This window comes from Acinetobacter sp. UBA5984, from assembly GCF_002429925.1.
In the GTDB taxonomy this organism is placed as follows: domain Bacteria; phylum Pseudomonadota; class Gammaproteobacteria; order Pseudomonadales; family Moraxellaceae; genus Acinetobacter; species Acinetobacter variabilis.
This window is the reverse complement of the sequence record NZ_DJBE01000054.1, coordinates 1-19,606: the sequence shown is the minus strand read 5'-3', so window position 1 is coordinate 19,606 and position 19,606 is coordinate 1. Positions and strand designations below refer to the sequence as shown.

General features: G+C 37.7%; 17 protein-coding genes and 4 pseudogenes. 15 read left to right on the top strand and 6 right to left on the bottom strand.

From position 1 onward, the window contains the following. Nucleotides 1-233 precede the first annotated feature (233 nt). Nucleotides 234-584, top strand: a complete 351-nt coding sequence (locus B3J29_RS09260) for a hypothetical protein (protein ID WP_004780042.1) — start codon at nt 234-236, stop codon at nt 582-584. Nucleotides 585-786: 202 nt separating this feature from the next. Further along, a pseudogene (locus tag B3J29_RS09255) lies at nt 787-1,774 on the top strand (IS481 family transposase). A 118-nt stretch (nt 1,775-1,892) separates the two neighbouring features. Here B3J29_RS09255 and B3J29_RS09250 read toward each other — a convergent pair. Next, nucleotides 1,893-2,324, bottom strand: a complete 432-nt coding sequence (locus tag B3J29_RS09250) for a PPC domain-containing protein (protein ID WP_004780041.1) — start codon at nt 2,322-2,324, stop codon at nt 1,893-1,895. 302 nt (nt 2,325-2,626) lie between these two features. On the opposite strand from B3J29_RS09250, the gene B3J29_RS09245 reads away from it, so the two are divergent. The 4 genes and pseudogenes from B3J29_RS09245 (at nt 2,627) to B3J29_RS09230 (ending at nt 5,705) form a co-directional block, all read left to right on the top strand. After that, on the top strand, nt 2,627-3,832 hold the full coding sequence (locus B3J29_RS09245) for a tyrosine-type recombinase/integrase (RefSeq protein WP_004812156.1): 1,206 nt from the start codon (nt 2,627-2,629) through the stop codon (nt 3,830-3,832). A gap of 50 nt (nt 3,833-3,882) precedes the next feature. Continuing rightward, a pseudogene (locus B3J29_RS09240) lies at nt 3,883-3,999 on the top strand (transposase); the annotation flags it as partial. A 24-nt stretch (nt 4,000-4,023) separates the two neighbouring features. Next, nucleotides 4,024-4,125, top strand: a pseudogene (locus B3J29_RS09235) (putative oxygenase MesX); the annotation flags it as partial. A 188-nt stretch (nt 4,126-4,313) separates the two neighbouring features. Continuing rightward, nucleotides 4,314-5,705 carry a methylenetetrahydrofolate reductase C-terminal domain-containing protein gene (locus tag B3J29_RS09230; RefSeq protein ID WP_004780039.1) on the top strand — a complete coding sequence of 464 codons (1,392 nt, stop codon included), beginning with the start codon at nt 4,314-4,316 and terminating at the stop codon, nt 5,703-5,705. Here B3J29_RS09230 and B3J29_RS09225 read toward each other — a convergent pair. After that, nucleotides 5,702-6,370 carry an epoxyqueuosine reductase QueH gene (locus B3J29_RS09225; RefSeq protein ID WP_004647714.1) on the bottom strand — a complete coding sequence of 223 codons (669 nt, stop codon included), beginning with the start codon at nt 6,368-6,370 and terminating at the stop codon, nt 5,702-5,704. The genes B3J29_RS09230 and B3J29_RS09225 overlap by 4 nt on opposite strands. Nucleotides 6,371-6,671: 301 nt before the next feature. Here B3J29_RS09225 and B3J29_RS09220 point away from each other — a divergent pair, with 301 nt between their 5' ends. Further along, nucleotides 6,672-7,148, top strand: a complete 477-nt coding sequence (locus B3J29_RS09220) for a hypothetical protein (protein ID WP_004780038.1) — start codon at nt 6,672-6,674, stop codon at nt 7,146-7,148. Nucleotides 7,149-7,219: 71 nt separating this feature from the next. Here B3J29_RS09220 and B3J29_RS09215 read toward each other — a convergent pair whose 3' ends face one another. After that, nucleotides 7,220-7,492 (bottom strand): hypothetical protein, encoded by a 273-nt coding sequence (locus tag B3J29_RS09215; RefSeq protein ID WP_004780037.1) that lies wholly within the window; start codon nt 7,490-7,492, stop codon nt 7,220-7,222. Between the two features lie 539 nt (nt 7,493-8,031). Here B3J29_RS09215 and B3J29_RS09210 point away from each other — a divergent pair. The 5 genes from B3J29_RS09210 (at nt 8,032) to B3J29_RS09190 (ending at nt 12,571) form a co-directional block, all read left to right on the top strand. After that, entirely contained in the window at nt 8,032-9,015 is a 984-nt protein-coding gene (locus B3J29_RS09210; RefSeq protein WP_004647848.1) for a putative oxygenase MesX, read from the top strand. 51 nt (nt 9,016-9,066) lie between these two features. Then, the gene (locus tag B3J29_RS09205; protein WP_004281804.1) at nt 9,067-10,110 is read left to right on the top strand and encodes a methionine synthase; all 1,044 of its coding nucleotides are present in this window, start codon (nt 9,067-9,069) and stop codon (nt 10,108-10,110) included. Between the two features lie 97 nt (nt 10,111-10,207). Further along, on the top strand, nt 10,208-10,702 hold the full coding sequence (locus B3J29_RS09200) for a flavin reductase family protein (RefSeq protein ID WP_004780032.1): 495 nt from the start codon (nt 10,208-10,210) through the stop codon (nt 10,700-10,702). Between the two features lie 43 nt (nt 10,703-10,745). Further along, nucleotides 10,746-11,546: a sulfite exporter TauE/SafE family protein gene (locus B3J29_RS09195; protein WP_004780030.1), complete on the top strand. Its 801-nt coding sequence runs from the start codon at nt 10,746-10,748 to the stop codon at nt 11,544-11,546. A gap of 107 nt (nt 11,547-11,653) precedes the next feature. Continuing rightward, nucleotides 11,654-12,571 carry a LysR family transcriptional regulator gene (locus B3J29_RS09190; protein ID WP_004780028.1) on the top strand — a complete coding sequence of 306 codons (918 nt, stop codon included), beginning with the start codon at nt 11,654-11,656 and terminating at the stop codon, nt 12,569-12,571. Between the two features lie 78 nt (nt 12,572-12,649). On the opposite strand, the pseudogene B3J29_RS09185 reads toward B3J29_RS09190, so the two are convergent. Beyond that, a pseudogene (locus B3J29_RS09185) lies at nt 12,650-13,935 on the bottom strand (ISNCY family transposase). A gap of 196 nt (nt 13,936-14,131) precedes the next feature. Between B3J29_RS09185 and B3J29_RS09180 the strand changes: the two are divergent. The 3 genes from B3J29_RS09180 to B3J29_RS09170 are packed head-to-tail and all read left to right on the top strand — an operon-like array spanning nt 14,132 to nt 17,801. Continuing rightward, entirely contained in the window at nt 14,132-15,808 is a 1,677-nt protein-coding gene (locus B3J29_RS09180; protein WP_004812162.1) for a phosphoethanolamine transferase, read from the top strand. Nucleotide 15,809: 1 nt separating this feature from the next. Next, nucleotides 15,810-16,481 (top strand): response regulator transcription factor, encoded by a 672-nt coding sequence (locus B3J29_RS09175; protein WP_004780026.1) that lies wholly within the window; start codon nt 15,810-15,812, stop codon nt 16,479-16,481. A gap of 3 nt (nt 16,482-16,484) precedes the next feature. Beyond that, complete coding sequence (locus B3J29_RS09170; protein WP_004812165.1) at nt 16,485-17,801, top strand: ATP-binding protein; 1,317 nt, start codon at nt 16,485-16,487, stop codon at nt 17,799-17,801. Between the two features lie 26 nt (nt 17,802-17,827). Here B3J29_RS09170 and B3J29_RS09165 read toward each other — a convergent pair whose 3' ends face one another. Beyond that, complete coding sequence (locus B3J29_RS09165) at nt 17,828-18,538, bottom strand: phosphatase PAP2 family protein (protein WP_004780023.1); 711 nt, start codon at nt 18,536-18,538, stop codon at nt 17,828-17,830. A gap of 39 nt (nt 18,539-18,577) precedes the next feature. Further along, a complete protein-coding gene (locus B3J29_RS09160) occupies nt 18,578-18,964 on the bottom strand; it encodes a diacylglycerol kinase (protein ID WP_004780021.1) in 387 nt (128 codons plus the stop codon). Nucleotides 18,965-19,606: the final 642 nt, after the last annotated feature.

Sequence of the window (19,606 nt, the reverse complement as noted above, 5' to 3'; positions counted from 1 at the left end):
ACAGTGCACTGGGTTATGTATCACCTTTTGAGTTTGAAGCAATGTACTATGATAAGATTAACCCGTTAGATCAGGTGGCCTAACTTAAATAAAAAAATCTCTGATAAATCCGGTGAGGTTCAAAATGCGATTTATGGCTTTTTTATGTAAAAAAAAGTAATATCTGTTTTATTATTAAATTATAACAATTAGTATAAATATACCTATGATTTACAGATGAAAAAGGTATTTAAATGAAATATTTTTTAAGTTTAACTTTGTTAGTTTTAGCAATGACTGGGTGTACTTCGAGTTCAAAGACTGAAACTTTACAAGATAAGGCTACAAGAAATACTTCAGCTGATACGCAGGTCCTTAAATTTTCTGGTCCAAATGGTTTATTAATTTTTCTGAAATCATCGGATAACTTTGAAACTGCTTTAATGACTGATAACTCAGGCATGGTATATCGTTTAAAGCAAACAGTTGCTGGTAGTGGTATTCGTTTAGCTAATAATAATGGAGTTTCAATTCACTTTAAACGTGGTGAAGGGGTTGTTGAATTTGTAAAAGACCAGCCAATCAGCATTACTGAAGTAAAATAATAAGGTTTAAACTTTAAGAGAACCCTACACCATAATCTGCATACCGAAAGTTGGACACTATTCCTTGAAATGTGGTCAAACATAATCAAGGACTAATTCGCACTCTGTTAATGGGTGAATTCAAACATGAGGTGCGACAGTTGCAAAAGTCTTATGATAATCTGTGTGATTCATAGACATCACTTCAATATAATGGGTGTCTATGACCAGAGAAATTCAACAAAGACTCGTATGGGTTAAATTATTTGAAGAGACCAATAATGCTGGCCTGGTTTGTCGGAGATGTGGCATTTCTAGACCAACTTTACGCAAGTGGTGGAAACGATATTCTGAACAAGGTATTGATGGATTAAGTAGTCATAGTAGATGGATTAAGTAGTCATAGTAAATGTCCCTTAAAATCGCCAAATACTAAAATCAATGCTGAGCTAGAAGCTTTAATATTGGAAATGCGCTCAGCTAGAAATCTTGGTGCTCGACGTTTGCAAACCGAATTAATGAGCTGCACGGAGTCTCGTTGTCCTTGGCGACTATCCATAAAGTACTATCCACCCATTAAGTCAAACCGATTAAAAAATTCCGTCGTAAAGTAGATTACATTTGTTATGAACGTCCATTACCAGGCGATAGAATTCAAATGGATACCTGTAAACTGGGTGCTGGATATATCAGTACACATCTATCGATGACTGCACACGATATCGCGTTTTAAGGATATATAAACGCCGAACAGCTGCGAATACACTCGACTTTTTAACTGTGTAATTGAAGAAATGCCTTTTCCCATACAGCGAATACGGACCGATCGTGGACGAGAATTTTTTGCTGAAAAAGTACAGAAAAAATGATGCAGTATGGGATCAAATTTAGGCCGAATAAACCGGGTTCACCTTATCTGAATGGCAAGGTAGCGCTCACAAAAGACTGATGAATCTGAGTTCTACGCTACTGTAGATATCGATTCAGAGGAAATTCAGAGCAAACTGGCAGAATGGCAGCATTACTATAACTGGATGAGACCACATTCAGCTTTGAAAGATAAAACACCGATGGAAAGGTACTTTGAATTATGTGAAGAAACTCCTTTCTTAGGTGAAGTCCAGAAGCAATACGACCCCTCAAATGAACGGATTCAACATGCCAATGACAAAATGTATTTAGAAATTGCTAAATTGAAACGATCTCCATGAATTACGTATCTATATCATTTTTACTAATATAAAAACATATGAATAAAAATCACGCCCCGTTTAACTGGCAATAGTTTTTGAACCCTGGTATAAAAGCTTAAAAAAATCTAGCAAGTCTTTATTTAATGTCAATACTCATCCAGTATTGAGGTTTTTTATCTTTTCTTGCCTGTGATCTAGGTTGTAATACTCTAATTTCATACTCACCTGAAGCAGGTAAAATATAAATACCATTATCATCAAGCTCTGGAGAATATTCTCCAAGATTGATGGAGTCTTTTAATTGATTACCCCATAAGTAAGCTTCAACATTTCCTCCAGTCAACTTCACTTTTAACTTTTGCCCTTTTTTAGCATAAAATTTGTAGGAATCATACTTGTATCCATCTATCCTTCCATAATAATTTGCAGAGTAAGCTTTTTTAGCAAACTTAACTACAATAGTCTTTCGTATATCATTGTTATCATTTGCAAGTACGACAGGGCTAACTATAGTTAAAGTTAGGGCTATCAAAGCGCCAGCTAGTAATTTCGTATTCGCTATTTCCATAATAAGGTTACCCTAATTCTTGTATCGCTCCTGACATAATAACATTACTAATAAGTAACCAGGAATCATGGAGCAGAAATGTGAATAGTCATAACATGGGGTTGCACTTCAAATGCCAATTTAAGACTTGCAAAATTAATGGTTAATTAATTGGTTACTAGGGAATAACCAATCTAAATATAAATTTTATTTAACAATTACTTATAAAAATATGTGATGCGTATGATACGCATCATATGAATATCGCTTAAATTTGCTATAATTGAATTGAGCAGTGCCATTTGTGGTTAGGTTAAAAATTCATGAGTCTTACTGAAATTAAGGTACGTCAAGCTAAACCAAAGGAAAAAATCTATTTTCTGGCAGATGATGACGGCTTAAGTTTGAAGGTAGAACCAAATGGACGTAAATCTTGGAGTTACCGCTATTCACTTGCAGGGACAAATAAACGTCCTCGCATCAAGTTGGGTGAATATCCTGTAATATCCTTGAAAGAGGCTAGATCAGTCCGGGATGAATATAAATTTAATAATTATGAAAATAAACCACCGCATAAAAAATACATCAAAACTTTTCAGGATATTTGTGAAGAGTGGTTAGAATTTAAAATTAAAAATTCCTTTGAAGATGAACCACGATGCGGTGTAATTCAGCTCGCAAAAAAATGTTTAGATCAGGATGTTTATCCAAATATTGGACTAATGCCATTTATTGAAATTAAAAGATATGATCTAGTTAAGATTATTAAAAATATAGAATCTAGAAATGTAAAAGAACCTGTAAAGAAAGCCTATAGTTATTTAAATCAGATTTATGATTATGCTGTAGCAATGGGTTATTGTGAATATAATATTGCCCATGGTCTTCATAAAATATTAATCAATAATAAAATTAAAAAAAATTATCCGTATTTAAACTCAGATGAACTATCTAGCTTTTTAGCTAGATTAAAGCAGGTTAATACAGATCCTATTATTAAAAAAGCCCTATTATTTAAGTTATATACAGGCGTACGAGGTGGAGAATTACTGCTTTGTGAACCGCATCATTTCGATCTGGATAAAAAAATATGGAAAATACCAGCCTTACATATTAAACAATATAGAAGAAAAGTTATTTTAGGTCATGATATTCCTGAATTTTTAGTTCCACTATCTGATCAAGCACTTGAAGTTGTAAAATCAGCACTCGTTTGGTCTCATGGCGAAAAATATGTGTTTTCTAGCCCCCGAAACAATAATAAACCTATTCATTTTAATACCCTGAACTTAATTATTAGAAAGATGGGATATACTAAAAATGAACTATCATCTCATGGTTTGCGCTCAACATTTAGTACCATATTAAATGAATCCGGTTTATTTCAATCAAATTGGATTGAAGCACAGCTATCTCATACTGATAAAAATAAAACCCGTGCAAGTTATAATCATGCAGAATATTTTAATCAGCGTATGGAAATGATGCAATGGTGGGGCGATTTTATTGATAGTTGTACTGTAAATTAATGGTTATGAAATCCAAGTTTTAATTAGAATAGGCTTTGTTGCACAAACCTATTCACCGCCATAAATCATTATCTAAAATTGCATCTCGTGGTAAAAGCTCAATGGGCCGGTTCTATGGCTATAAATTACATGTTGTGATGAATCAACTTAGAGAAATAGTCTGTTCACAATGATGATTTCTCTTAACTCGTAAAGTTTATGAAGGTGTTGAACGTGTTCAATTGAATCTTAAGCAAGGTAAATGGATAGAAGAGAACTTCATTAAGTCGTATCAAAATATTCTTGAAAAATAGGCATTTCATTTCACATTAGAGCGAGAATCTAATGAGAAAGTTGCCTGATTGAATGTAGTGAATAGATTCATTGCATAATTATTGACTAAAATTTTCTATATCAGCCTATTTAAGATTAATCGGGCTGATTCTATTAGGTCGAATATAATTGCGACCTGCTTTAATCATTTTTATTTGAACTTTATTTTATGTCACAGCTTGCTTCCCATTTTAAGCACAATCAGTTTTGTATTTTGTTGGAATATTTAAGTTCTGCTAAGGGCATTGCCGTACCAATGTCTTTAGCAGAATTTCCATGTGCGATCACTTTGGCAGATCGAGTGCATGCCGATAGTGATTTGCCACCACTTGAATGTGCGAAGACATTTCCTTCATCAGTGGAAAAAATCATCCATTATTCAGGGAAAGGTCGGGATATTACTGATTTTGAGACCTTCTTAAAATTAACTCAAGCTTCGGGACAAAGAAATTTACTGCTTCTCACAGGTGATAAGTTAAAAGGGCATACAAATGGTCAAGATGGAACGAATCGCACCCGATATTTAGAGTCTGTAAATGCGGTCATGGCCGCAAAGTGTTATGGTGGATTTCATATTGGTGTAGCTTTTAATCCCTTTAAATATGCTGAAGCTGAACGTGATGCACAATATTTAAAACTTCACAAAAAGATTAAAGCAGGAGCAGACTTTATCGTTACCCAGTTGGGTTACGATATGGAGGCTTTAAAACAAGCCAAGGCTTTTTTAAATCGTCATCGATACCCACAAAATATACTTGCTTGTGTTATGCCACTTAGTTTGGCACGTGCCAATTTTATGGTGAAACATAAGATCGCAGGAATTGTGATTACACCACACATGTTACGAGTGTTGGCTCAGGAAGAACAGGATGGACGAACTGAGAATGCTTATAAACGTTGTGCTATACAAATATTGATGTGTAAGTATTTGGGTTTTGCAGGTGTGCATCTTTCAGCATGCCATAAGCCTGAAGAGCAAAAGCTTTTAGAAAAATATATTGAACAATATCGACATTATGGTTTACAGGAACTCGAAGCACTCTGGAATGCACTGTGGCAAGTGGAGACTAAAAAGGAACTCGTGCCACAATTAGCTTATTATTCCCGCCAACCATCCTCTAGCCAGCTTATTAAATATCAGCAATTGCATTTCATGCACAAGGCTCTATTTGAGTCCAAAATTGCCAAAGGTGTGGGGCATTTTATTTTTAAAGCCTCACTCTGGGAAAATACGCCTGCAGCAAAAGCATTGTTAAAAACTGAATTTATCTCTAAGCAAGGGGTCGTGGGTTGTGAAAGTTGTGGTCAATGTAGGTTAGGAGATACTTTATATATTTGCCCTGAAACTTGCCCCAAAGGATTGGCGAATGGTCCTTGTGGTGGTACGACATTGGATCGCTGTGAGTTTGGAGATCGTGAATGCATTCATTCTGTGAAAGCCCGACTTGCCAAAGCCGTGGGACAGACTGACGTTCTAAAAGAAAAACTGATTCCAACTGTACCCATTGAAGTCCGTGGAACCAGTTCCTGGAAAAATTGGTATCTGGCGACCGAAGCTTAGCTTTCATCATCCATGGCATTCGAATAAAATTTCACGCCCAATTTGATGCGATCACGACCTTGGCTCATACGCCAACGGTTGGTATCACGTAAGGAGTATACACAGCCACAATATTCTTGTTGGTAGAATTCTTCCTTTTTGCTGATTTCAAGCATACGAACAGCACCACCATTTTTACGCCAGTTGTAGTCCCAATAGGTGATACCTTCATAATGTGAAGCAGAACGATGCCCACAATCATTGATCTGCTTCATATCTTTCCAACGAGAAATACCCAATGAGCTACTAATTAGGCTGAAGCCATTTTCAGCTGCATAAAGGGCAGTCCGTTCAAAGCGCATATCAAAACACATGGTACAGCGAATACCTTTCTCTGGCTCATTTTCCATGCCTTTGGCACGTGCAAACCAATTGTCTGTATCGTAATCACAGTCAATAAAAGGAATATTATGTTTTTCTGCAAAGCGAATATTTTCTTCCTTACGGATTTCATATTCCTTGACAGGGTGAATATTGGGATTATAAAAAAAGATCGAAAAGTCGATGCCTGATTCAATTAGGGTTTCCATCACTTCACCCGAGCATGGTGCACAGCAGGAGTGAAGCAGAAGCTTGTCGTGACCTGCTGGGAGAGTCAATTTCTGACGTTCAAGTTTGTTTGACATAGTTATATGGGTTTAAATCTAAACCCTATATTTTAACGATTTAATTAGATAGTAAGGATTTGATATACTGATATTTTCTAAGGTTAAGATGAAAGAAATTCACTAATTGAAATTTAATAAGAACTAAAGTATATAAGAGAATAACTACAATAATGCTTTGGAATCAGAACATTGCAAGTTAATCAAGAGTCATTGAATGAAGCTTTAAAATTAAGTGAAGAAATTATTAGTAATATTGAGTTAAGTACCTCTTCTTTATCTAATTGCGCATTAAAGGCGAGTAGATTGGCAAGATTGCTAAATGAATTCGATTACCAAAGTACCATTATCAGCACAAAAATTTGCATCTGTTTATGAGAATTTAACGTCCGAAAATTCAGAGGATTGGTCAAATGCCGTTCATAGTTGTAGGCGAATATTACAAGATACTGCTGATGTGATTTATCCTGCTAGAGAGGATAAGACTATTAATTTAGATAATGGTAAAACTAAAATTATTAAATTAGGTGTGGATAATTATTTAAATCGAATTATTACATATGTTGATGAGCAGTCAGACTCTAAAAGATTTGAGGAAATCGTTGGTTCACAGATGAAATATTTGGGTGAACGGTTAGATGCTATTTTCAAAGCTGCTCAGAAAGGTTCTCATAATATTATTATTTCTAGGCAAAAAGCTGATCGTTATGTTATTTACACATACTTGATAGTTGGAGATTTATTATCTTTGGTAGAGTTGCAAAAAACATTACCAATTTCAGATAAAGATTTTAGATAGCCGCTTAGCTTGCAAAATCAATAAGTATTTGGACACCCATTCTTCTTTAACTTGGACATTTTAATAAATCGTTAATTTTTGCAATGTTCCTCAGTTGGCAATATGAAGACCATGCCACTCACCAATGAGCTAATACGATTACTTTCAGCCTTGCGCTGCTTAGTATTCACCGACAGAGCATAGATGATCATTGTGTCCCGATACATTTTTTCAGGCTCAACTTCATAGTCAATTTTCGAAGCACAAATCATTTGCCTGCTGACTTTGTGTGATGCTCTACTATAGGCTTCACGATCATCACTAGCCAACGTCAGCTTTGTTCGTAATTCTTTTGCATACTGCATATATACGCTAACAAATTTGGGTTATTTCCATATTTGAGATTTATGTATCCCTCAATATCATCTCGAACACCATTACTGTTTGCATCAATCCCACCAATGGTTTTTGTTTTATCTTCATTTTTTAGGAAGTTCGATGTTCTCACTTCTTTTAGTGAATTGTGAATACTTGGATTAAGAAGCGAGGAACAGCCTGTCATAAATATACTTAAGCAACTCAGTGCAATAACTGCTTTTTTCATAGGACTTATTTTACTTTTTCATTTAAATTTCGTTTTAGATACAAAGAGTATCTGAAAATCAGAGTATCCAATTAAAAGAAGAATCTATGTCCAGTACGATATACTATTAAGTGTCCAATTGGACCAGAATATGCTCTTAGCTTACTGAATAACTAAAAATCCTCAGCATCTTTAATTTATTAAGATGAGTATTTCTCATCTTAAGCTGAATTTATATCGTTTTACTCACTTTCTTATTCACGTTTAAATACAGCCATTCAGAAATTTAGCTTTTTATAAAATTTTTAGGTGGTAATCTCCATGAGTACAGCATTTGAGTGTTCAATTAAACGTATCCGTTTTGATGAAAACTACACGCCAGCAGAAAGCACACGTTTAACCACAAATTTTGCCAATTTGGCACGTGGAGAAAGCCGTGAAGAAAACTTGCGTCGTACCCTTGCGATGATCAACAACCGTTTTAATAGCTTGGCGACCGTTGATAACCCGAAAGGTGATCGCTACTCACTTGAGATCGACATCATTTCTGCTGAAATTGATATCGAAGGCAATGGCCAAACCTTTCCATTTATTGAAACACTGAAAAGTGTAGTGATTGACCATAAAACAGGGGAGCGTATTGAAGGCATGATCGGCAATAGCTTCTCATCTTATGTGCGTGATTACGACTTCAGCGTAGTATTGCCTCAATTGGGTTGTGGTGTAGGTGAAAAACCTGAAGATTTTGGAGATCTACATGGTAAATTGTATCAACATTTGGTGAATTCAGATGTATTTAAGGCAGAATTTACCAAGCCACCTGTGATTTGTTTAAGTGTTTCAACCTCTAAAACCTATTACCGTACGGCAAACGTACATCCTATTTTAGGTGAGGAATATACCAATGATGAATATTCACGTACCGATGAATATTTCGCCAAAATGGGCTTACGTGTACGTTACTTCAAACCAGAAGGTGGTAATGCACCATTAGCATTCTATTTCGCTGGCGACTTAGTTCGTGATTATACTGATTTTGAATTGATCAGCGCGATTGCAACCATGGAAAGCTTCCAAAAAATTTATCGTCCTGAAATTTACAACACCAACTCTCCGGCAGGTGTGGAGTATCAACCAAGCTTGAGCTATGGCGATTACTCACTGACACGTATCGTTTATGACCGTGTTGAACGTGGTGAGTTAGCGGTTAAGCAAGGTAAATGGACAGAAGAAAACTTCATCAAACCATATCAAGATATTTTAAATGAATGGGCAGCAAACTTTAAGGTCGAAACAGCTGCTTAAGACATCGAATTGACACACAGACTGACGAATTTTAGAGAAAGAAGATTAGACATGGCGCTTACACAACCGAAACTTTTACTCCCAACTTCAACTGCGGGTAGCTTGCCAAAACCGTCTTGGTTAGCTGAACCTGAAAAATTATGGTCTGCATGGAAGCTTGAAGGCGAAGAATTATTAGAAGCTAAACGTGATGCTTTGAAATTATCATTACATGAGCAAGTCACTGCAGGTATCGATATCGTGAGTGATGGTGAGCAAACCCGTCAGCACTTTGTAACCACGTTTATTGAACATCTTGAAGGTGTAGATTTCGAAAAGCGTGAAACCATGCGTATTCGTAATCGTTATGATGCAAGTGTACCTTCAGTTGTGGGTGAAGTTTCTCGTAAAAAAGCAGTGTTTGTAGACGATGCGAAATTTTTACGCAGCCAAACCAGTCAGCCAATTAAATGGGCGTTGCCTGGTCCAATGACCATGATTGATACACTTTTTGACGGACACTACAAGAGCCGTGAAAAACTGGCTTGGGAATTTGCCAAAATTTTGAACCAAGAAGCTTTAGAACTTGAAGCAGCAGGCGTAGACATTATTCAATTTGATGAACCTGCGTTTAACGTATTCTTTGATGAAGTGAATGACTGGGGTGTACCAACCTTAGAACGTGCACTTGAAGGTCTAAAATGTGAAACTGCAGTTCATATTTGCTATGGTTACGGCATTAAAGCCAATACAGATTGGAAACAAACTTTAGGTAATGAATGGCGTCAATACGAAGAGTCATTCCCGAAACTACAACAATCTAAGCTCGATATTATTTCACTTGAATGCCAAAACTCACGTGTACCAATGGATTTAATCGAATTGATCCGTGGTAAGAAAGTGATGGTGGGTGCCATTGATGTGGCAACCACTCAAGTGGAAACTGCAGAGGAAGTAGCAAATACGCTACGCAAAGCATTGCAATTTGTTGATGCAGATAAACTGTATCCTTCAACTAACTGTGGTATGACACCGCTATCTCGCCAAGTGGCACGTGGCAAACTTGAAGCTTTAAGCGCAGGTGCTGCCATTGTTCGTAAAGAGCTAGAAGCTTAATCAAACGTAGTCTCGTGCGAAGCAGAACAAATCATCGCAAGGTCATTTGTCCAGCTTTATGCACGAGCACGTGATATGTACATTTGAGATGAAAGAGATGATTGAAGCAACAGACTTTAGAAATGCAATGTCTTTACTCACCACAGCAGTGAATGTTATTACGACTTTGGGTGAAACAGGTATGCATGGATTTACTGCATCTGCCGTATGTAGCGTGACGGATACACCGCCAATGTTATTAGTCTGTATGAATCAATCCTCCCGTTCACATGCCCATTTTGTTGAAAATAAAGTCTTGGCTGTAAACGTACTAAGTACTCAGCATGAACAGCTTTCAAATGCTTTTGCTTCAAGTAAATTCAGCTCAGAAGATCGTTTCAAACTCGGTGATTGGAGTACGATGGAAACTGGTTCACCTATTTTGAAAGATGCCTTGGTCAGTTTTGACTGTGAGATTCAAGATATTCAGCAAGTCGGTACACACAGTGTTTTCATGTGTCGTGTTCTTAAAGTTCAACAAAGCGATCAAGAAGAAAGTCTGGTGTATTTTAACCGTGCTTATCATCAAGTGGGTCAATTGGAACACGTTTAACCCAATGCCTTAATTCCTTCATCTTTTTAAAAGTTAGTCTATTGTGGAACTTATAACCTTTTTAATCATCGGTGCTTTTGCTGGTTTTGCGGCAGGGCTGTTTGGCGTCGGCGGTGGTACGATTATTGTACCACTGCTTTTTATTGTCTTTACCCAAATGGGCTATGACCCCGATGTGGTTATGCACCTCGCATTAGGCACATCTTTGGCAACCATTGTTGTAACCTCGATTAGCTCATTGATTGCGCATCATAAAACTGGTGCTGTGATTTGGCCTGTTTTTAAAAATCTAGCGCCACCTATGGCAATTGGTTGTTTTTTTGGGGCAGGTATTGCTGGTTTGATATCAGGATTACATCTACAAATCATTGTTGGCTTATTTCTGATTTGGGTCGCATATACGATGTTTACAGGTGCCAAAAAAGCAATTGACCCAACGAAAACGTTACCCTCATCAGGTCAACAAGTTGCTGCAGGTAGTATGATTGGGGTTGCATCAGCAATCTTTGGTATTGGTGGTGGAAGTCTGACAGTTCCATATCTGAATCGCTATGGTGTGGTCATGCAGAAGGCTGTTGGAACATCTGCGGCGTGTGGGTTACCGATTGCGGTTGCAGGTGCATTAGGATTTATGATTTTTGGCATGAATGCTGAAATCAATGTGCCGAATACTATTGGTTATGTTCATATTTATGCCTTCATTGGCATCAGTATCATGAGTTTCATCACTGCAAAATTTGGTGCGAAGGCTGCACATGCCTTATCGCCAGTAATGTTGAAGAAATGCTTTGCCGTTTTATTGGTCATTGTTGGATGCTTTTTCCTTGTGAAAGGATTCATTTGATATTACGCAATGATCATTCATCATGTTAAATAGCCTGCTTCATGTGGGCTTTTAATCTTTGCTTTTAATGTATCCTTACAAGGACAATGATTTGAGTTTCTCCCAAGATGATCGAATTAAAACACTTAAGAATGCTTTCAGCTTTAAGAGAACATGGTTCTTTAGTCGCAGCTGCGAGCGATCTTTGCATTACACCTTCAGCGGTATCTCATCAGCTACGTGAGCTTGATCAGTGGATGGGTGTTGAGGTCGTGAACCGCAAGACTCGACCTATTACTTTTTCTAATGTTGGTCAACGTCTACTAAAACTAGCAGATGAGATTTTGCCACAAGTACAAATCGCACAAGCTGATATCAGTAGAATTCTACATGGTCAAACAGGTCGAATCACATTTTCTTCTGAATGCCATAGTTGTTTCGATTGGCTTATGCCACTATTAAATCAGTATCGTATTCAATATCCAGATGTCGATTTAGACTTCGCATCAGGATTTGAAGCGAATCCACATGAGTTATTGCAAAATGGCGAATTTGACTTACTGATTACAGCAGATCCAATCGCTTTAAAAGGTGTTGAATACTTTCCGGTATTTGAATATGAATCGCGACTTGTTTTATCAACAACCCATCCATTGGTACGTGTAGAGCAAATTACCGCTAAAGAGTTAGCTGAAGAAACACTGATTACTTATCCAGTGGATAAACATCGTTTAGATATCATGTCGAAACTATTTATTCCTGCAAATATTCAACCTAAAAACATTCGAACCACTGACTTAACCCAAATGCTGATTCAGCTTGTGGCGAGCGGACGTGGTATTGCAGCGCTACCTGATTGGGTAGTGAATGAATATGAAGCGAAAGGCTGGGTCACGTCACGACGTCTAGAATGTGTTTCACCTGAAGGATTACGCCGAACCTTATATGCAGGTTTTAGAACGGATGAAAAACAGAGAGACTATTTTGAAGGGTTCTTAAAGCAGCTTGAACGATTTTCTAAGAAACGAAATAGCTATTATGCTTAAATCTAGGCTTTTTTCCTTTACTTCAGGGTCAAAGGAGTGCTAAAAAAGTGTACAGTAGATTTGTATGTTATTCACCAATTAAAATGTCCTGTTTTTTACCCCACAAGAGTCAAGCACAGGATTCAGATTTCTTTGTTCAATAACAGCTTTCTGAGATTTACGACTCGGCATACTTTTCTTGAAACGAGAACGTTTATTTTGTTTTTCTAATTCTTCATGTTGATGTTAAATATGCGCCAGGACTGAACCTAACCGTTTATTCTCAACAATCTCTCACTGATTCAGCTGACTTAATTTATCGAAGAGGCTGTAGTTGAGCTTTCGACCATCACACATGATGGCTACAGTACCTCCGGGTATTCCAGAAACTCAAGATATTTACTGATCAGCCTCTGATTTTCTTCTTTCTTCTCTAGGAGATATACGCATTTATCATAAGTAATGGTCAGGCTATTCGTGACTCTACGGGGTTCACGCCAAGTAAAAATATCATCCAGTTCAAGATCAGATTCGGTTAATGGCTGATGCAGGTTCTTTGAGTTTCGCGCACATTTGGCAAACTTCTCTGATTAAACTGCTCAATGAAGCAGGGTAGCCAGGCATTCGCTTTGGCAATCGAACTGATGCCTTCCCAGACGTATCTCCTTTATCAAACGGTTTTGAAGGGTTCTATTCGCGCGTTCTACGCGACCTTTAGCCTGTGGTGAGTTGCCAAAGATAATATCAATGTTTAACTCATTCAGAATCCGGTTAAATTGCGTGATCTGGCTGTCCTGCTTGGATTTCTGCTTAACTCTGAATACCAAATGTTTGTCGCTATAAAAGTCCAGAGGTTTGCCGTATTGTTCAATGTAGGCTCGGGTTGAAAGCATGTAATCAAAGGTCGTTTCAGCCTCACAAAAGCACAGATGCAACAGCTTTCCAGCGGCATCATCGATATAAACCAGCAAGCAGCATTTTACAGCTCGACCTTCAAACCAGTCATGGTATGAGCCATCAATCTAGATCAGCTCACCGAAGCAATCACGGTTATAGCGTGGCTGGTACGGACGTTTCATGCGCTGATCTCGATCCACAGGTCATTGGGCGTCATCCAGCGCCGAACGAACTGTTTCTACCGGGATATTCAGGTCAAATATGCTGCTGAGCTTCTCATGTGCCAATTTAGGTCCAAAGCCCAGCAGATGTTCAGAAATAATGGAAAGACATTTCGATTTTAACAGGACGTCATGGCGACGATGGCCAGGTTGACCACGACTGGCATGCGCCAGACCTGAAACCCCATCTTGATTAAGCTTCTGCAATAACCGGGCAATTTGACGGGTAGAAAGATTCAGGATTTCAGCAGCACGGACCTGGGTAATACGATGATCTCAAACGTCTTACAGAACTGCAAGACTTTGAATCTCTTTATCAGACATAGTAGACTTCTTGCGTTAGTCAAANNACTTTCGCAAGAGGTCTAATATGTCTGAGTTTTTGTAGTTCTCAGATTATTTTAAGTCATTTTTAAGATTCAAATTTTAGGCTAAAGCATATTAAAGTCTTCGAAATTAAAAAATGCTTAAACTGACTTCTTTTCCAAGCCTTCTTCAAATCAAACCAATTCCTTTAGCAAGATTTAATCTGATGCTCGCTATTTGGTTGGGATTAGTTTTGAATTTTTCTTTTTATCAAAAAATTCATCAACTGACGCCCCATAGCAATTTCAAAGCATGGGCACTATTAGCTACGACAGTCTTGGTTGTTATTGGCTTTTATTATCTGGTATTACAATGGCTTATCTGGAAGTGGAATGCCAAAATACTAGCCAGTATTCTGATCATTCTGGGTGGCTTTAGTGCTTATTTTGTTAATAGTCTAGGTGTAGTCATTACCCCAGACCAGATCCAGAATATGTTACAAACTGATGTTCGTGAAATTCGGGATCTTTGGTCAATACGATTAATTATCTGGACATTGGTATTTGTCATTTTCCCACTCTTTATCGTGTGGATACTTAAAATTCAGCCTGTATCATTGGGGCGTCAATTGTTGCATAAAAGTTTGAGCAGTGTACTTTCACTCGGATTAATACTCAGCTTATTATTCTGTTTTTATGTCGATTATGCTGCCATCTTTCGTGAGCATCGTGACCTGAAAGGGATGATCTCCCCACAAAACAGTATTGCATCTACATTATCCTATTATAAGAAAAAAGCCCCTAAAGCAAATTTGCCATTGGTGACCTTTGGTGAAGATGCACATCTACTTCAGCAGACTCAAATGCAAAGCAAACCTAAATTGATGGTGCTGGTAGTAGGGGAAACTGCACGTGCTGAGAGCTTTGCTCTAAATGGCTATGCACGTAATACAAATCCTGAACTGAGCAAACTGCAGGTGATAAATTTTAATCAAGTCAGTTCTTGCGGAACTGCCACAGCTGTTTCAGTACCTTGTATGTTTTCAGGGATGACACGTCAAAACTATGATGAACAGTTGGCTAGCCATCGTGAAGGATTACTAGATATTGCTCAGCGTGCTGGTTATCAAGTGACTTGGATTGATAATAATTCTGGCTGTAAAGGTGCCTGTAACCGGATTCAAAATTATCAAATTCCCACTCAACTAAAACAAAAGTGGTGTGATGCTGAAGGTGAATGTTTTGATGAAATATTGGTAGATAGTCTGAAAGATTATTTGTCACATCTCGATAAAAATAATCAAAAACCACAGTTGATCGTTCTGCACCAAATGGGCAGCCACGGTCCGGCTTATTTCAAACGCTCCAAATCACCATACCAACCTTTCCAACCAACCTGTAATACCAATGCCATTCAGGGCTGTAGCGCCGATGAGCTAAAAAATAGCTATGATAATTCTATTGTCTATACAGATTATGTCCTTGCTCAGATGATCAAAACATTGCAGGATCAAAAACAATATCAAACTGGTTTCTGGTATCTGTCTGATCATGGTGAATCTACCGGAGAACATGGTCTATATCTGCACGGTGCCCCTTATAGCATAGCACCAACGCAACAGACCCATGTTCCAATGTTGATGTGGTTTTCAGAGTATTGGCAACAGTACAATACCCAGCAGGTCAACTGTCTCAAAGCACAAACCGGTAAGATGCACAGTCAGGATAATCTGTTCCCGAGTTTATTGAGTTTGCTGGGTATAAAAACGCAAGTGATTGAAGCTAAAAATGATATGCTTGCACAATGCTCATCATCATTAAAGAACAGAGCTTGAGATGCATAAAATATTGATTATTGAAGATGACTTCATGATTGCCGAGTCAACTAAAACATTGCTCAAGCTCCATCAATTTGATGTGCACTGGGTCAACAATGGCATTGATGGCTTAAAACAGCTACAACAGCAAAATTATAATATTGTCCTGCTAGATCTGGGTTTGCCAATGATGGATGGTATGCTGGTACTTAAAAATATCCGTCAAAAGTTCCCAAGTTTACCTGTCCTGATTATTTCTGCTCGAGATCAGCTACAAAACCGGGTAGATGGACTGAATGATGGGGCAGATGATTACTTAATTAAACCTTATGAATTTGACGAGCTACTGGCACGTATTCACGCTTTAATGCGTCGAAGTGGAAGTATAAATATTGAGAAAGATACTAATAAGAAGTTATTACACAGTGGTTTGGAATTGGATATTGAGCAACACATCGCATTATTTAACGGACAGGCTATAGAATTATCTAATCGAGAATGGTCTATTCTCACCGCACTATTAACGTATCCAAACAAAATTTTTTCTAAAAATGATTTAGAAGACAAACTTTATGATTTCGATAGTGATGTAAGTAGTAATACTGTGGAAGTCTATATTCATCATCTGCGGGCCAAATTAGGGAAAGACTTTATCCGGACGATTCGTGGACTAGGATATCGCTTAGGGTAAAGCATGATAAAAAAACGCTATTCCTTGCAAAAACGTCTAATTATTTATATTTCATTGTTTAGCGTAGTATTAGGCTGTGTACTAATCTTTGCGGCATACCGGATTGCACTTGAAGAAATTAATGAAGTCTTGGACAAACAGATGCAAAGTCTCGCAGAGCGCATTGCAGAAAATCATCCTGAACCGCTACAAAGCGAGATTGATTTAGGAAAACAGTATAGTGAAGAAGATTTATTTGTAGATATTTGGTCTTATACAGATACTACATTACATCCACAGGATGTTTTGGTTGCATCGGTCAAGAAAGCAGGATTCTATACACATCAAACCCCATACGGGACCTGGCTAACTTATATCATTCCTGGAGACCAATTACAGATCCAAGTAAGCCAGCAAAAAAATGTCCGGCAAGATCTAGCATTGGAGCTCGCAGTGAATATGTTTCTCCCTTATGTACTATTTCTTCCTTTTGCTATATTCGGTTTAAGCTGGGTAATTCGGAGAAGTTTTCAGCCTCTTATTGATTTTAAAACAGAATTGGCCAGCCGTAAGGCTCAAGAATTAAAACCAATTGAAATGAAAGAATATCCTTTGGAGCTAGAACCGACCATTGAGGAAATGAATTACCTATTTGGCCGTATTTCCTTAGCCCAACAAGAGCAGCGTCAATTTGTAGCAGACTCTGCACATGAACTACGTACACCATTGACAGCTTTGAATTTACAGTTACAGATCTTATTACAGCAATTTCCACAAAGTGATGCCTTGCACAATTTGAGTCTGGGCATCTTAAGGATGCAACATCTGGTAAATCAACTGTTAAGTTTGGCTAAACAGGATGTCACAGAAGGTTTAACTGAGCCTGTACAATCCCTGTCTCTGAATCAAATGACAGTCGCCTGCATTGAGCAGTTGATCCAGCTGGCACTACAAAAAGAAATTGATTTAGGAGTAGAACAACAGCAAGAATTGTTGATTCAGGGCCAGGCTTCAGCCCTACACTCGATTATTTATAACCTGATTGATAATGCAATTAAATACAGCCCAGAGCATGGCGTGATCAATGTATCGATATTGCAGCAAGGTCAACAGGCGATTCTACAGATAGAAGATAGTGGAGTAGGGATTGATCCAGCGCAATTTAACCAAATTCGTCAGAGATTCTATCGGGTTCATAACCATGCTGAAATTGGTAGTGGCTTAGGTCTATCAATTGTGGATAAAGCAACTGAACGTTTGGGCGGTACTTTAGAATTTTCAAAAAGTAGCAGCTTAGGTGGTCTGTGTGTACAAGTGAAATTTGCCTTGGTCGAAGCCTAAATAGATAGACTTTTGTCTTTTAGGTATTAAGGCTGTTTGATGCTAGCGAGCAAGGAAGCGTTTTTTTCAACTGGCATTTTGTGGCTAAATAAAACATAACCAATGATATTAATGCACCAAATCACCCAGCCAGTCCACAGGTTGTGACTCAGGAAATGTGCCCCCCGCATCATTTGTGCCCAGCCCATAGCGAAGCCTAAGATCGCTGCAGCGATTAGAAAAAAATAAGCCCGCTGACGGTTTACAGTGCGATAAACAAAATAGCCTGTCATTAATGCAAAACCACTAGATGCATGTCCACCAGGAAAACAATGTCCAGCGGTAGCACTGAAATCCCATAAAAACCCATTAGATGTAGGTGTTACCATATCCCAAGGACAGGCATGAACTGACTGGGATTTGATAATTCCGATTATCCCAGTTGTAAGCACTACCATTATAAAGAAATAACCTAATTCCCAACGTCTCTTATGCCAAGATTGCCATTTTAGTGCGACCATCCAACCAATGAATAGCACTATATAAACTAGAATTAACAGATCTTTGATATAACGATGATTTAACTCTGCCAGTGCCCAATCTTGCCGGAGGGGAAATTGTCCCTGACCATCGATAAATGGATAGATTAGTTTTAAATCAATGACTCCACCCACATCAAAAAAATTCCAGAGAAGCAAAAAACTGAAACTCAGTAGCAATATTTGATTCAGTAAAAAACGAGATCGTTCGGACGACATTTTAAATATTCCATTCTTGTCGTTGTAGCAGAAATGAGATCAAAACGAATGACCGATTAAAATGATGCCCCAAGTTACGGTAATTAAAATGAGTGCGACAAACTGGGCGGCACTGCCCATATCCTTAGCATTTTTGGATAACTCATGCTGTTCTATGGAAATACGATCCACTACTGCCTCAATTGCTGAGTTAATCAGTTCAACAATCAGTGCTAGCAGGCACACAGCCACCATGAGTGCTTGCTCAGCTAGACTCTGTGATATCCAAAAACTAAGAGGAATCAAAATCAGGTTAATCAGCACGATCTGCCGAAAGGCTGCTTCAGTTCGGAAGGCTGTTTTAAGGCCGGTCGCGGAATAACGAGTAGCATTGAAAATACGTTGTGTTCCGGAAGTACCTTTGTAGAGTGAACGATCGGGGGACATAGAAGTGATTCAGTTAAGATGAGATTTGATTAATTTAAATTTTTAACCTTAAAACTCCCTTAAAAATGGATGTTTATTTGATTGTTTTGGCGCAAAAAATGGCTTAACCCACTTCAATAGTTTTTAATGTCTTGAAATGCTCTAAGGTATCCCACATTACACATCTTCTTAAAAATCATCAAAAGTAGTAACTAATATCATGATTAGACTTCTTGCGTTAGTCANNAAAACGATACTTTCGCAAGAGGCCTATTGTTCAAGGAGTAGGTCAGCTATTTGGTTAAGGTACTCGAGTATTTTTGTCATTCAGAATCGACTCATTAATCCTTTGTTTTTTCCTGTCATTTTCTATCTTAATGGCTAAAGCTAATATAATTATTATTATGATAAGAATGCTTATTTTGCCCTTCATTTGTATACTTCTATTAGAAATAACTTAATAAATATTAGCATCTCAGCTCGAGATCTTAAAGTAGGATTCAAACCATATTTTAAAATAGAGTCACTTTGCACTTAATGTAATACGATTCTTGAAAAATTCTAATAATTAAAAATTTAATCAAACGAGTGATTTGAAAGTCAAAAGATTTAAAAATTCTAAAGCATAGACTTAAATAATGCGATGATCTCGAACGTCTTGCA

Bases quoted from the DNA above. Each gene is read 5' to 3' on its own strand.
- B3J29_RS09245 (WP_004812156.1), top strand. From the start codon at position 2,627: ATGAGTCTTACTGAAATTAAGGTACGTCAAGCTAAACCAAAGGAAAAA.
- B3J29_RS09215 (WP_004780037.1), bottom strand. From the start codon at position 7,492: ATGCAGTATGCAAAAGAATTACGAACAAAGCTGACGTTGGCTAGTGAT.
- B3J29_RS09230 (WP_004780039.1), top strand. From the start codon at position 4,314: ATGTCACAGCTTGCTTCCCATTTTAAGCACAATCAGTTTTGTATTTTG.
- B3J29_RS09225 (WP_004647714.1), bottom strand. From the start codon at position 6,370: ATGTCAAACAAACTTGAACGTCAGAAATTGACTCTCCCAGCAGGTCAC.
- B3J29_RS09180 (WP_004812162.1), top strand. From the start codon at position 14,132: ATGCTTAAACTGACTTCTTTTCCAAGCCTTCTTCAAATCAAACCAATT.
- B3J29_RS09175 (WP_004780026.1), top strand. From the start codon at position 15,810: ATGCATAAAATATTGATTATTGAAGATGACTTCATGATTGCCGAGTCA.
- B3J29_RS09220 (WP_004780038.1), top strand. From the start codon at position 6,672: ATGAATTCGATTACCAAAGTACCATTATCAGCACAAAAATTTGCATCT.
- B3J29_RS09165 (WP_004780023.1), bottom strand. From the start codon at position 18,538: ATGTCGTCCGAACGATCTCGTTTTTTACTGAATCAAATATTGCTACTG.
- B3J29_RS09170 (WP_004812165.1), top strand. From the start codon at position 16,485: ATGATAAAAAAACGCTATTCCTTGCAAAAACGTCTAATTATTTATATT.
- B3J29_RS09200 (WP_004780032.1), top strand. From the start codon at position 10,208: ATGATTGAAGCAACAGACTTTAGAAATGCAATGTCTTTACTCACCACA.
- B3J29_RS09160 (WP_004780021.1), bottom strand. From the start codon at position 18,964: ATGTCCCCCGATCGTTCACTCTACAAAGGTACTTCCGGAACACAACGT.
- B3J29_RS09205 (WP_004281804.1), top strand. From the start codon at position 9,067: ATGGCGCTTACACAACCGAAACTTTTACTCCCAACTTCAACTGCGGGT.
- B3J29_RS09210 (WP_004647848.1), top strand. From the start codon at position 8,032: ATGAGTACAGCATTTGAGTGTTCAATTAAACGTATCCGTTTTGATGAA.
- B3J29_RS09250 (WP_004780041.1), bottom strand. From the start codon at position 2,324: ATGGAAATAGCGAATACGAAATTACTAGCTGGCGCTTTGATAGCCCTA.
- B3J29_RS09260 (WP_004780042.1), top strand. From the start codon at position 234: ATGAAATATTTTTTAAGTTTAACTTTGTTAGTTTTAGCAATGACTGGG.
- B3J29_RS09190 (WP_004780028.1), top strand. From the start codon at position 11,654: ATGATCGAATTAAAACACTTAAGAATGCTTTCAGCTTTAAGAGAACAT.